Raw genomic sequence first — 12,132 nt, 5'->3', positions numbered from 1 at the left:
TAAATATGATCACTATGTTGCAGGCAGCCTTCCACCTTGCCTTTTCTCTTACCATTAATTTGAATGCAGATTCACGATGATGCGTAAACATATCCGTGAGTGCGATATTTTACTCACCAGCATCCAAGACAATAAAGAGTGGGGGGAGCGTATTGATATGCATACCTCGGCGGCATCTTTTCATTAAGCTGTGTTAAACGGGCAGGGAGGCCAAGCGGGGTTGTGCTGTGTGGGCTTGCAGTAGAACGTGTCGCACTGAAGCGCAGGTAAAATGCAAACTGAAACCAAGCGACATGCAGGTAAACCGTGCCGTGCAGGCCGTGCTTGCTACCGGTGGTAGCTGGCCGTGAGACAGTTCTGGTATGGGGAGGCAAGTCAGGAGGTTGTTCCGTGGATGACTGTATGGAATATGCAATGAGATGAGTAAAGATATATTCAATGGATCATTTATTGGTGGGCATCAGTATTGTGAAATGAGCGGTATAGCCAAGATTTCAATCATGTTAATTTGGCTCACAGTGAAAGAGAGGATATGCGGCGATTAATTATTTAATATCCAATTAAGTTCATAAAATTTACGGAGTTGCTAAATATCTCTTTGGGGGTAATTAATTCTGTTTGTGATGTGGCTCGCTATGTAAATAGGGGGAAGCCGGTCGAAGTTGATAGAGATCAATACTGTGATGTGGGTGAGTCCTTAGCATTTCTCCTATTAAGCATTTACCAAACAAGTGCTCACTACGGGAATAACTAGAATGGTCGAGGATAATTTTTTATCGGCTCATGGGATTAATCGCCGTGATTTTATGAAATTGTGTGCCGGGATGGCCGCAACCTTGGGATTAAGTCAGCATGCCGTCGCCAAGATGGCCACCGCGCTCACCAGCCCCGAGCGGCCGCCGGTGATCTGGATTGGGGCGCAGGAGTGCACCGGTTGTACCGAATCGCTGCTGCGCGCCACTCACCCCACCATCGAGAACCTGATCCTCAACACCATTTCGTTGGAGTACCACGAGGTGCTCTCGGCGGCCTTTGGTCATCAGGCGGAAGAGAACAAGCACAACGCCATCAAGCGCTATAAAGGCAAGTATGTGCTGGTGGTGGATGGCTCCATTCCGCTCAAAGATGGTGGTGTCTACTGCATGGTGGCCGGTGAGCCTATCGTCGACCATATTCGCCGTGCCGCCAGTGATGCCGCTGCCGTCATCGCCATCGGCTCCTGCGCCGCCTGGGGCGGTGTGCCTGCTAGCGGCGGCAACCCGACCGGTGCCGTCAGTCTCGAAGAAGCCCTCGGCAATATCGGCACCCCAATCATCAATATCCCGGGCTGCCCGCCCAATCCCCACAACTTCCTCACCACGGTTGCCTACTACATCACCTACGGCAAGCTGCCGGCGCTGGATAGCAAGAAGCGTCCGCTGTTTGCCTATGAGCGGCTGATCCACGAGAACTGCGAGCGCCGTCCGCACTTCGATGCAGGGCGTTTTGCCAAGGAGTTTGGCGATGAGGGCCACCGGCAGGGCTGGTGTCTCTACCATCTGGGCTGCAAGGGGCCGGAGACCTACGGCAACTGCTCGACCCTGGAGTTCTGCGATGTGGGCGGCGGCATCTGGCCGGTCGGCATCGGTCACCCCTGTTATGGCTGCAACGAGCAGGGGGTCGGTTTTAGCAAGGGGATCTTCCAGCTCGCCAAGGTCGAGAACCCGACCCCGCGGGTGGATAAACCCGATGTGAAAATTCAGGAGGGGGGCTATACCTCGCCCACCGCGACTGGCCTGATCGGTGGCGCCCTCGGGGTGCTGGTGGGGGTGAGTCTGATGACGGTGCGTGAACTCGGTCGCCAGCAGAAGCGCCACGAAGCCGGGCAGCACCCATCACGGGAGGAGTAACCGTGAACAGACGCAACTTCCTCAAATTTGCCTCCGTCGGTGCGCTGGCGGCGGGCACAGCCGTACCCGGCACCGCACTGGCGGCGGCCAAGAACAAGCCGCCCATTCCCGGCGCGCTCGGTATGTTGTATGACTCCACCCTTTGCGTCGGCTGTCAGGCCTGTGTGGCGGAGTGTCAGCGCCTTAACGGCAATCCGGCCAATCCAGCCGGGGCGCAAACCTGGTCCAACAACGACAAGCTGACCCCCTACACCAACAACATCATTCAGGTGTGGAAGAGCGGCACTGGCGAGCACAAGGATCAGCTGGTGGATGGCTATGCCTACATCAAGAAGCAGTGCATGCACTGTGTCGATCCCAACTGCGTCTCTGTCTGTCCGGTGCAGGCTCTTAAAAAAGATCCCAAGACAGGCATCGTTCACTACGACCCGAGCGTCTGCACCGGCTGTCGCTACTGCATGGTGGGTTGCCCGTTCGATGTGCCCAAATATGACTATGACAACCCGCTGGGGGCGATCCACAAGTGCGAGCTCTGCAACCAGAAGGGGCTTGAGCGGATCGATCAGGGCAAGTTGCCCGGCTGCGTCGAGGTGTGCCCCACCGGCGCCGTCATCTTTGGCACCCGCGAGGAGCTGATGGCCGAGGCCAAGCGTCGTCTGCTGGCGACTCCGGGCAGTGAGTACGCCTATCCGCGCCAGACCCTCTCTGCCAACGACCCTTACCTGCACGAGGTGCCCAACTACCAGCCTTACGTCTATGGCGAGAAAGAGGGGGGCGGCACCCAGGTGCTGGTGCTGGCCGGGGTGCCCTATACCAAGCTCGACATGCCCGACTTGCCGGAGCTCTCATCCGGTGCCCGCTCCGAGCATATCCAGCACACCCTCTACAAGGGGATGGTGCTGCCCATGGTGGTGCTGACCGGCCTTTCGGTGCTCATTCGCCGCAACACCAAGAATGGTCACGATCACCATCACGATGATGGCCATGATCAGGGGAGTGCGCAGATCAAGGATCAGGGCACCACAAAGGGAGGCAAGGATCATGAGTAACCACAAGGCGTATCCCCTCGGCGGCAAGCTGGTCAGCTGGCCTGTGCTGGTGCTGGCCCCCTTTGCCGTGCTGTGCGGCATGTTGATTTTAAAACGCCTCGTCTTCGGTCTGGGTTCGGTCACCGATCTGAATGGCGGTTATCCCTGGGGACTCTGGATCTCGTTCGATCTATTGATCGGTACCGGTTTCGCCTGCGGCGGCTGGGCACTGGCCTGGGCGGTCTATGTGTTCAACCGGGGCGAGTATCACCCGCTGGTGCGACCGGCCCTGTTGGCGAGCCTGTTCGGCTACTCGCTGGGCGGCCTCTCCATCACCATCGACGTGGGGCGTTACTGGAACCTGCCGTACTTCTACCTGCCCGGTCACTTCAACACCTCCTCGGTGCTGTTCGAGACGGCGGTCTGCATGACCATCTATATCGGGGTTATGGCGCTGGAGTTCGCTCCCGTGCTGCTGGAGAAGTTCGGTTGGAAGGCGTCACTCATTCGCCTCAACAAGATCATGTTCTTCGTGCTGGCGCTGGGGGCTCTGCTGCCCACCATGCACCAATCCTCCATGGGCTCGTTGATGATAGTGGCGGGGGAGAAGATCCATCCGCTCTGGCAAAGCTACGAGTTGCTGCCGGTCTTTTCGCTGCTGACCGCATTTATCATGGGCTTCTCCATCGTGGTATTTGAGGGCTCCTTGGTGCAGGCGGGACTGGCGGGGCGTGGCCCCAACGAGAAGTCGCTCTTCTACAAGCTGACCCAGGTGATCGACATCTTCCTGATCCTGTTTGTGGCGCTGCGCTTTGCCGAGATCGTCATCCACGACAAGTCGGCCTACCTCTCCGAGTTCAATCGCTACTCCATCATGTTCTGGAGCGAGATCGCGCTGATGATATTCCCGCTGCTGGTGTTCCACTGGGACAAGAGCCGCCGGGATTCGCGCATGTTGTTCCTGGGGGCCCTCAGCATGCTGCTGGGCGCCGCCCTCTGGCGACTGGATTACTCCCTGCTCGCCTTCAACCCCGGCAATGGCTACCACTACTTCCCCTCTGCGGAGGAGGTGCTGATCTCTCTGGGCTTTGTTGCCATCGAGGTGTGTGCCTATTTGCTGTTGATCCGGCTCTTGCCGGTACTGCCATCACTTGAACGTGTTCACCAAGATTATCAGGCCCGAGGGAAAGCCAACGTATGAGCCAACGTATCACCATAGACCCCATCACCCGCATTGAGGGGCACCTGCGTATCGACTGCGAAATCGAAGGCGGAAAAGTGACCAAAGCCTGGTCGTCCGGCACCATGTGGCGCGGGATGGAGGAGATCGTCAAGGGCAACGACCCGCGCGATGCCTGGATGATAGTGCAGCGCATCTGCGGGGTATGTACCTCCATCCACGCCATCGCCTCGGTGCGGGCGGTGGAGAACGCCATCGGCGCCAAGGTGCCGGTCAACGCCCAATTCATTCGCAACCTCATCATCGCGGCCCACAACATCCACGATCACATCGTCCACTTCTATCAGCTCTCCGCGCTGGACTGGGTGGACATCACCGCGGCCCTTGAGGCCAATCCGCAAAAAGCGGCGGACATGCTCAAGGGGGTATCAACCTGGTCCCTCAACAGTGCCGACGAGTTGACCAAGGTGCAGGATAAAATCCGCGCACTGGTGGCCAGCGGCCAGCTCGGCATCTTTGCCAACGGCTACTGGGGTCACAAGGAGATGAAGCTGAGCCCGGAGGTAAACCTCATCGCCGTGGCCCACTACCTGCAGGCGCTGGAGTGCCAGCGCGATGCCAACCGCATTGTCGCCATTCTGGGGGGCAAGAGCCCGCACATCCAGAATCTGGCGGTGGGCGGCGTGGCTAACCCCATCAATCTGGATGCGCCTAGCGTGCTCAACCTGGAGCGGCTGCTCTATGTGAAGAGCTTTATCGACCGGCTCGGCGAGTTTATCGAGCAGGTCTACAAGGTGGATGCCGCCATCATAGCCGCGCACTACCCCGAGTGGCTGAATCTGGGGCAGGGGGCCAAGCACTACCTGAGCGTGCCGGAGCTCCCCACCGACGCCAACGGCGGCAGCTTCCTGATGCCGGGCGGCTACATCGAGAATGGCAATCTGGCGGGATATCGCCCCATCGAGAGCCATCAGGATGGCTGGCTGATGGATGGCATCGCCGAGAGCAACAAGCACGCCTGGTACAAGGATGACGAGCCTCTCAAGCCGTGGGAGGGCAAGACCGAGCCGAACTACACCGGCTGGCAGGATGACGGCAAATACTCCTGGGTCAAATCCCCCACCTTCTACGGCAAGGTGGTGGAGGTGGGGCCGCTCGCAGACCTCTTGGTGAAGCTGGCCGCCAAACACCCGGAGACGGTGGCGCATTTCGATCAGCTGAACGGCATCTACAAGGCGCTCACCGGCTCTGCCATCAAGACTGAACAGCTGCACTCCACCATGGGTCGCATCATCGGTCGCGCGGTGCGCTGCTGCGTGCTCAAAGATACCCTGTCCCATCAATGGAAGGCGCTGGTGGACAACATCGGCAAGGGGGACACCACCGCCTACATCAAGGCCGAGATCCCGGCGGATAAAGAGTTTCGCGGGGTGGGCTTTGAAGAGGCGCCGCGTGGCATGCTCTCCCACTGGATCGTCATCAAGGGCGGCAAGATCGAGAACTATCAGGCGGTGGTGCCATCGACCTGGAACTCGGGCCCGCGCAACTTCAACGATGAACCCGGCCCCTACGAGCAATCGCTGGTGGGCACCCCGGTAGCCGATCCGGCCAAGCCGCTGGAAGTGGTGCGCACCGTCCACTCGTTCGACCCCTGCATGTCCTGCGCTGTGCATGTGGTGGATACCCAAAATGGTGAAACGACTCAGGTGAAGGTGCTGTGATGAACACCTTGATCCTGGGCGTGGGCAACCTGCTCTTGAGTGACGAGGCCGTCGGCGTGCGCATCGTTGAGGGGCTGGGGCGCGAATACCGTTTCGCCCCCGGCATCGAGCTGCTCGACGGCGGTACCGCCGGCATGGAGCTGCTCGAAACGATGGCCAGTCGCGATCACATCATTCTGGTGGATGCGGTGCGCAGCGGTAATCCGCCGGGCACCGTCGTGACCCTGAAGGATGAGGAGATCCCGACCCTGTTTGGTCGCAAGATATCCCCCCATCAGCTGGGGCTGGCGGATGTGCTCTCGGCGCTGCACATGACGGGGGAGTCGCCCAAGCGGCTCACCCTGATCGGGGTCGAGCCTGAATCCCTCGAACCCCGCATCGGCCTCACCCCCGTGGTGGCGGCTGCCATGGGGGAGGCGACGGATCGGATTTTGACCCTGCTGGCTGCCGTTGGTGCGCCCGCCATTCCGCTCTCTGAGCAGGAGAAAGCTGAACAAGAGCAGGAGGGCCTATGGCGCAGTCTCATTTAAGCGAGCTTGATGCTGCGCAGGAGTTTGCCGGTTTTGCCAGCAATCCCGCGCCTCTGCTGGTAGCCCAGTTCGAGCGGATCGCTCGTGAAGAGATGCAGGCGTTGCCTTTCTATCACGCCACCATGCCCATTGTGGCGGAGTGCACGTTGTTTGAAGGTCAGTGGCTCGGCTGTGTGCTCACCCCCTGGATGCTGAGCGTGGTGGTGTTGCCGGGGCCGGATCAGCTTTGGCCGGTGCGCAGCAACAGCGATCGGCTCGCCCTGCAGCTCCCCTGCGGCAACATGACCTTTATGGTGGGTGAATTGCCCGAAAGTGGTCAGCTGTTGTCCTGCTCCCTGATGTCGCCGCTCGATCCCCATCTCGGGGCCGGGGAGGGGCGAGCGCTGGTGAGCAGCACCCTCAAGATGCTGCTCTCCTTGCCGGTGCAGCAAGGGGCTGGCGGTGTGGATCTGGGTCGCAGACGGCTATTCGGTGCCCGGCGTGCTCAACCGGCATAGTCGCTAGGTTTCACGCGAAATCAAGTTTAGAATAGGGGGCCATTTTGGCCCCTCACTCCCATGTTCAGACACGCATTCCACCTCTTTTTTGAGTGATGATCCGTGAGTGGTACAAAACAAGAAGGATCCCCATGACTGTTCCACGCAATTCCCTTCGCCATTACTGTGGCACCAGTGCTGCCGCCCTGTTGACTCTGCTGCTGGGCACTGCCTCTCACGCGGCGCTGGCCGCAGCCCAACCTGTGCCTGCCGAGCTCAAGCTCGCCATCGGAGCTGAACCCACCGAAGGGTTTGACCCTCTGCTTGGCTGGAGTCACGGCAGCTATCTGCTGCTGCACAGCCCGCTGCTCAAGCAAAACGCCGACCTCAGCTGGCAGAACGTGCTCACCCAAACGGTGACTCCGAGCCAGGATGGCAAGGGGTGGCATATCCGCCTCAAGCCGGATTTGAAATTCTCCAATGGCGCGCCGCTCACCGCCGAGGATGTGGCCTTCACCTACAACAGCGCAGCCAAGGGTGGCGGCAAGATCGACATGGGCAACTTTGTCTCGGCCAAGGTGCTCTCGCCTACCGAAGTTGCCATTACCCTGAGTGCTCCCCAGAGCACCTTCGTCAACGTGCTGGGATCTTTGGGGATAGTGTCGAAGCGGGATTACGACGCAAAAGCATATGCCCAAAAGCCGGTCGGTGCCGGCCCTTACCGGCTGGTGAGCTTCCTACCCGGTCAACAGCTGGTGGTAGAGGCGAACCCCTATTACGCCGGTGGCAACAATGACTTCAAACGGCTGGTGTTTGTCTTTATCGACGAAGAGAGCGCCTATGCCGCGGCCCAGAGCAGCCAGCTTGATGTGGTGCGCATCGCCCCGTCGCTGGCGCCCACCGTGCCAGCTTCCCTCAAGCTGTGGGTGCGACCGAGTGTCGAGAACCGTGGCATCGTTTTCCCTATTCCGCCTGCGGGTGGCAAGGATGCCAAGGGTTATCCCATCGGCAACGACGTGACTGCCGATGTGGCGGTGCGCCGTGCCATCAACTACGCCATCGACCGCAAGTTGCTGGCCGACCAGCTGCTGGAGGGGCACGCCATCCCCGCCTACAGCGCGGTAGAAGGCTTGCCCTGGCTGAATAAAGCCACCGCCTTCAAGGATGGTGATGCCGCCCATGCCAACGCCCTGCTCGATGAGGCTGGCTGGAAGATGGGCAGTGACGGTATTCGCCGCAAGGGTGACCTGAGAGCCGCCTTTACCCTCTGGTACACCAGTGGCGACAGTACCCGCCGGGATCTGGCGGAAGCGGTGCGCGCCATGCTCAAACCCATTGGCCTTGAGGTGAGCCTCAAGTCCGGCAGCTGGGAGCAGGTGGAGCGGGAGATGCACGCCAATCCGGTGCTGATGGGGTGGGGGAGTCTGGATCCCATGGAGCTCTATCACCACTACCAGAGCGGCTCCGGTGGCGTGGAGTTCTACAATCCGGGCTACTACAGCAACCCTGTGGTGGATGGCCACCTCAAGCAGGCGCTGGATGCCCCGAACTGGCAGGCGGCCGTGCCGTTCTGGCAGCAGGTGGAGTGGGATGGCAAAACGGGCGCCGGAGTGCAGGGAGATGCTGCCTGGGCTTGGCTGCTCAATGTGCAGCACACCTATCTCGCCAACCGTTGCATCGACCTTGGCAAGGGGGCGCCGGAAATCCACGGTAGCTGGTCACTCCTCAACAACCTGCAGGATTGGCGGTGGACGTGCCGGTAAGTTCGCCCTTGAGTCATTCAGGTTATCTGTTGCTAAAAGCCCTGCTGCGTCTGGCAGGGCTGTTATGTCTGGTCTCGGTCGCCACCTTTGTGCTGCTGAGTTACTCCCCCATCGACCCCATCAAGGCCTATATCGGCAACGACCTGCTCCATGTGCCGCCGGAGCAGTACGCCCGCATCGCCGCCCGTTGGGGGCTGGATCAGCCGCTCTGGCTGCGCTACTGGCACTGGTTTACCCAGGTGCTGCGGGGGGATCTCGGCTACTCCATGCTCTACAACGCACCGGTGGGTGAGGTCATTGGCCAGCGCTTTGCTGCCTCCTTCCTACTGCTGGCGGGCGCCTGGCTGCTCTCCGGTTTTTTCGGCATTGTGCTGGGCCTCTGCGCCGGTCGCTATCTCAATCGCTGGCCCGATCGACTGATTTGCCGTTTTGCCTACCTGCTCGCCTCCCTGCCCACCTTCTGGGTCGGCCTGTTGCTGCTCGCCCTGTTTGCGGTGCATTGGCCACTACTGCCGGTCTGCTGCGCCTGGACGCCGGGTCTCTCCGCCGATGAGGCAGATTGGGCTATGCGAGCGCGCCATCTGTTGCTGCCGGTGACGACCCTGGCGCTGCTCGGGGTGGGCAACATTGCCCTGCATACCCGGGCGCGGGTGGCCGAGGTGCTGGATAGCGACTTTATCCGCTACGCCCGCGCTCAGGGCGATGGCGGCTGGCCCATGCTGCGTTTTCATGTGCTGCGCCATGCCCTGACCCCGGCGCTCTGCCTGCAGTTTGCCTCCCTTGGCGAACTGATTGGCGGATCGCTCTTGGCCGAGAAGGTCTTCTCCTACCCGGGGCTCGGCCAGGCCACCGTGGATGCGGGGCTCAGGGGCGATATTCCCCTGCTGATGGGAATCGTGCTCTTTTGCACCCTGCTGGTCTTTATTGGCAACACGGTGGCCAGTTTGCTGCTGGCCCGCATCAATCGGGGCTGGGAGGGTGAGCATGCTGTTTAATCCGTTTCCCTCGATACTGCGGCTGGGTTTTGCCCTGATCGGATTGGCGCTGCTGGCCACTTACGGCTGGAGCCTCTCTCATCAGGATGTGCCGATGGATCTGCTGGCGCGCCAGCAAGCCCCCTCGCTGACCCACTGGTTCGGCACCGATCAGATGGGGCGGGATCTCTGGTTGCGGGCCTTTCAGGGCACCCTCACCAGTCTGGAGCTTGGCATCAGCACGGCGCTCTGCAGTGGCCTGCTGGCCATGGTGGCGGCAAGCGTGTCGCTCGTTCATCCCAGATGTGATGCGGCGGTGCGAATGGTGATCGACGCCATGCTGGCGCTGCCCCATATGCTGCTGCTGATTTTGATCTGCTTTACCGTGGGGGGCGGTATGCGCGGGGTGATCCTGGCGGTGGCGCTCACCCACTGGCCCAAGTTGGCGCTGATCCTTTGCGCAGAAGCGCGGCGGATCGCCTGCAGCGACTATGTGGTGCTGGCCCGCTGTCAGGGGATGGGGGCGCTGCGTCGCTGGCGCATCCACCTGCTGCCGGGGCTGTTGCCCCAGTGGTTTATCGGCACCCTGCTGATGTTTCCCCATGCGGTGCTGCACAGCGCGGCCTTGAGCTTTCTCGGTTTTGGGCTGGCGGCCCACGAGGCCTCGCTGGGCCTGCTGCTGGCCGATGCCCTGCGTTATCTGGCCGGTGGCGGTTGGTGGCTGGCCCTCTTCCCGGGGCTGATGTTGCTGCTGCTGGTTTTGCTGTTTGATCAGGCTACCCGCGCTCTGCAACAGCTGCTGTGGCACAGGAGTGAACCATGCTGAGTTTTGACCAGGTGACCATAGAGGCGGCCCACTACTCCTGGCTGGGGCGACGCAGCTGGCAGCCATTGCTGACCGATATCAGCCTGCAACTGGCACCGGGGGAGATAGTGGCGCTGGTGGGGGGGAGCGGCGAGGGCAAGAGCCTGCTGCTGCAAAGCGCTCTGACCCTACTACCGGACAATCTGCGAATGCGCGGCAGCATCTCCCTCGATGGCACGCCCCTGTGCGATGCCAGTAGGGCCAGCCTGCGCGGCCACACCCTCTGCTATGTGCCGCAGGGGGTAAGCGCCCTCAATCCATTGCTGACGGTGGAGCGCCAGCTGGGGCGTGCGGCACGTCTCTGCGGCCAGAATGGTTCTCGCGAGCGGCTCGGCGAGCAGCTGCTGCGCTACCAGCTGCCCGCTGCCACTCTGGACCGCTATCCGCGCCAGCTCTCCGGTGGCATGGCCAAGCGCATTCTGGCCTGCACTGCGGCCCTTGGTGGCGCCCGCTACATTCTGGCGGACGAGATCACCGCCTGGCTCGACGAGGGGCTGGCTTGTCTGCTGCTCGGCCAGTTGCGTGAATTGGCCAATCAAGGTAGCGGTATCCTCTGGGTGACCCACGATCTGGCGCTGGCGGCCCGCTTTGCCGATCGCATTGTGGCGCTGCATCAGGGGCAGGTGAGCGATACCTTGAGCTGCCACCATCTGCGGCAGGGGCAGGGGAGCGAGATGCTCCGTGCCCACTGGCAGGCGCTGCCGGAGTTCAATGCGCTCTTCTCTGTGCCGGAGGTTTCCTGATGTTGGAAGTACGAAATCTCACTATCGCCCAGGGGGAACGTCCCCTCTGGCAGGGGTTATCGCTGACGGTGAAAGCGGGGGAGCGGCTCGGTATCTCTGCCCCGAGCGGTTATGGCAAGACCACGCTGGGGCGGGTATTGGCGAGTTGGCAACCGGTTGGGGCCGGCAGGCAGATCCTGCTGGATGGGCAGCCGGTGCCTGAACAGGTAAAAGGTTATAACCCCATCCAGCTGGTGCCCCAGCACCCGGAGCTCACCTTCAATCCCTATCGCACCACCGGGCAGGCGTTGTGGGATGTATGGCGCCCCGATGAGGCCATACTGGCCCGCTTTATGGTCAAGCCCGAATGGCTTGGCCGTAAACCCGGTCAGCTCTCCGGTGGCGAGCTGGCCCGCATCGCGTTGCTGCGCGCCCTCGATCCCCGCACCCGACTGCTGATTGCCGACGAGGTGACTGCCCAGCTGGATCCGCAAATTCAGCGCCAGCTCTGGCGGGAGTTGATGATTGAGTGCGAACAGCGCGGGCTTGGCATGGTGATCTTCAGTCACCAGCAGGCGCTGTTGCGCCAGATCTGCCATCGGGTGCTGCGCTTTGGTGAGATGCAGCCCGTGACTGGTGTATTGGCTGAAAATGCGGCTTGAGGGTTAGTTCCCCCTCATCCCCAGCCCTTCTCCCGCAAGGGGAGAAGGGGGCAGACGGTGCCATCTCGCCAGACTCGGGGTTTGGGAAACAGGGGCTGGTTGTATGCACGCAGGCTCTCTGGGGCGAATATTTCGAGCATACTGCCAGGTTCCCCTTTCCCTGTTGAGACAGGGAGCGGAATGCGGCATCCACAAACCGGTTCCCTCTCCCTGGGGAGAGGGCTAGGGTGAGGGGATGTGCTTGTGCGGCGCTGGCCATTCGTACAAACAAAACTGCTGACAAGGTTCGCAGAAAGCAGATAAAAGAGAGGGAGGCATCAGC

Annotated in this window: 11 protein-coding genes; all 11 read left to right on the top strand. The window is 61.0% G+C overall.

The features are described from left to right. The first annotated feature begins 755 nt into the window (after nucleotides 1-755). The gene (hybO, locus tag G5221_RS01765) at nucleotides 756-1,889 is read left to right on the top strand and encodes a hydrogenase 2 small subunit (RefSeq protein WP_047435203.1); all 1,134 of its coding nucleotides are present in this window, start codon (nucleotides 756-758) and stop codon (nucleotides 1,887-1,889) included. Between the two features lie 2 nt (nucleotides 1,890-1,891). Beyond that, nucleotides 1,892-2,938, top strand: a complete 1,047-nt coding sequence (gene hybA, locus G5221_RS01760) for a hydrogenase 2 operon protein HybA (RefSeq protein ID WP_115522337.1) — start codon at nucleotides 1,892-1,894, stop codon at nucleotides 2,936-2,938. Further along, entirely contained in the window at nucleotides 2,931-4,118 is a 1,188-nt protein-coding gene (gene hybB, locus G5221_RS01755) for a Ni/Fe-hydrogenase cytochrome b subunit (RefSeq protein WP_421208417.1), read from the top strand. The genes hybA and hybB overlap by 8 nt, the downstream gene beginning before the upstream one ends. Next, a complete protein-coding gene (hybC, locus tag G5221_RS01750) occupies nucleotides 4,115-5,818 on the top strand; it encodes a hydrogenase 2 large subunit (RefSeq protein WP_421262684.1) in 1,704 nt (567 codons plus the stop codon). Before hybB ends, hybC begins: the two co-directional genes overlap by 4 nt. Next, the gene (locus G5221_RS01745) at nucleotides 5,818-6,348 is read left to right on the top strand and encodes a HyaD/HybD family hydrogenase maturation endopeptidase (protein WP_421262683.1); all 531 of its coding nucleotides are present in this window, start codon (nucleotides 5,818-5,820) and stop codon (nucleotides 6,346-6,348) included. The genes hybC and G5221_RS01745 overlap by 1 nt, the downstream gene beginning before the upstream one ends. Next, on the top strand, nucleotides 6,330-6,845 hold the full coding sequence (gene hybE, locus G5221_RS01740) for a hydrogenase-2 assembly chaperone (RefSeq protein ID WP_208736284.1): 516 nt from the start codon (nucleotides 6,330-6,332) through the stop codon (nucleotides 6,843-6,845). The genes G5221_RS01745 and hybE overlap by 19 nt, the downstream gene beginning before the upstream one ends. Before the next feature lie 131 nt (nucleotides 6,846-6,976). After that, nucleotides 6,977-8,587, top strand: coding sequence for an ABC transporter substrate-binding protein (locus G5221_RS01735; RefSeq protein ID WP_421262682.1), 1,611 nt, complete (start codon nucleotides 6,977-6,979; stop codon nucleotides 8,585-8,587). Next, nucleotides 8,572-9,582 carry an ABC transporter permease gene (locus G5221_RS01730; protein ID WP_216950705.1) on the top strand — a complete coding sequence of 337 codons (1,011 nt, stop codon included), beginning with the start codon at nucleotides 8,572-8,574 and terminating at the stop codon, nucleotides 9,580-9,582. Before G5221_RS01735 ends, G5221_RS01730 begins: the two co-directional genes overlap by 16 nt. Next, on the top strand, nucleotides 9,572-10,387 hold the full coding sequence (locus tag G5221_RS01725) for an ABC transporter permease (RefSeq protein WP_421262681.1): 816 nt from the start codon (nucleotides 9,572-9,574) through the stop codon (nucleotides 10,385-10,387). Before G5221_RS01730 ends, G5221_RS01725 begins: the two co-directional genes overlap by 11 nt. Beyond that, nucleotides 10,381-11,169: an ATP-binding cassette domain-containing protein gene (locus G5221_RS01720; protein WP_236396172.1), complete on the top strand. Its 789-nt coding sequence runs from the start codon at nucleotides 10,381-10,383 to the stop codon at nucleotides 11,167-11,169. The genes G5221_RS01725 and G5221_RS01720 overlap by 7 nt, the downstream gene beginning before the upstream one ends. Further along, nucleotides 11,169-11,810 (top strand): ATP-binding cassette domain-containing protein, encoded by a 642-nt coding sequence (locus G5221_RS01715; RefSeq protein WP_421262680.1) that lies wholly within the window; start codon nucleotides 11,169-11,171, stop codon nucleotides 11,808-11,810. The genes G5221_RS01720 and G5221_RS01715 overlap by 1 nt, the downstream gene beginning before the upstream one ends. The last annotated feature ends 322 nt before the right edge of the window (nucleotides 11,811-12,132 follow it).

Origin of the sequence: Aeromonas sp. 602200 (assembly GCF_049173895.1) — a bacterium.
Classification (GTDB): domain Bacteria; phylum Pseudomonadota; class Gammaproteobacteria; order Enterobacterales; family Aeromonadaceae; genus Aeromonas; species Aeromonas veronii_A.
Note: the sequence above shows the minus strand (reverse complement) of the source record. Positions and strands in the feature narration are given on the sequence as shown.

Bases quoted from the DNA above. Each gene is read 5' to 3' on its own strand.
- hybO (WP_047435203.1), top strand. From the start codon at position 756: ATGGTCGAGGATAATTTTTTATCGGCTCATGGGATTAATCGCCGTGAT.
- hybB (WP_421208417.1), top strand. From the start codon at position 2,931: ATGAGTAACCACAAGGCGTATCCCCTCGGCGGCAAGCTGGTCAGCTGG.
- hybC (WP_421262684.1), top strand. From the start codon at position 4,115: ATGAGCCAACGTATCACCATAGACCCCATCACCCGCATTGAGGGGCAC.
- G5221_RS01745 (WP_421262683.1), top strand. From the start codon at position 5,818: ATGAACACCTTGATCCTGGGCGTGGGCAACCTGCTCTTGAGTGACGAG.
- hybE (WP_208736284.1), top strand. From the start codon at position 6,330: ATGGCGCAGTCTCATTTAAGCGAGCTTGATGCTGCGCAGGAGTTTGCC.
- G5221_RS01735 (WP_421262682.1), top strand. From the start codon at position 6,977: ATGACTGTTCCACGCAATTCCCTTCGCCATTACTGTGGCACCAGTGCT.
- G5221_RS01725 (WP_421262681.1), top strand. From the start codon at position 9,572: ATGCTGTTTAATCCGTTTCCCTCGATACTGCGGCTGGGTTTTGCCCTG.
- G5221_RS01720 (WP_236396172.1), top strand. From the start codon at position 10,381: ATGCTGAGTTTTGACCAGGTGACCATAGAGGCGGCCCACTACTCCTGG.
- G5221_RS01715 (WP_421262680.1), top strand. From the start codon at position 11,169: ATGTTGGAAGTACGAAATCTCACTATCGCCCAGGGGGAACGTCCCCTC.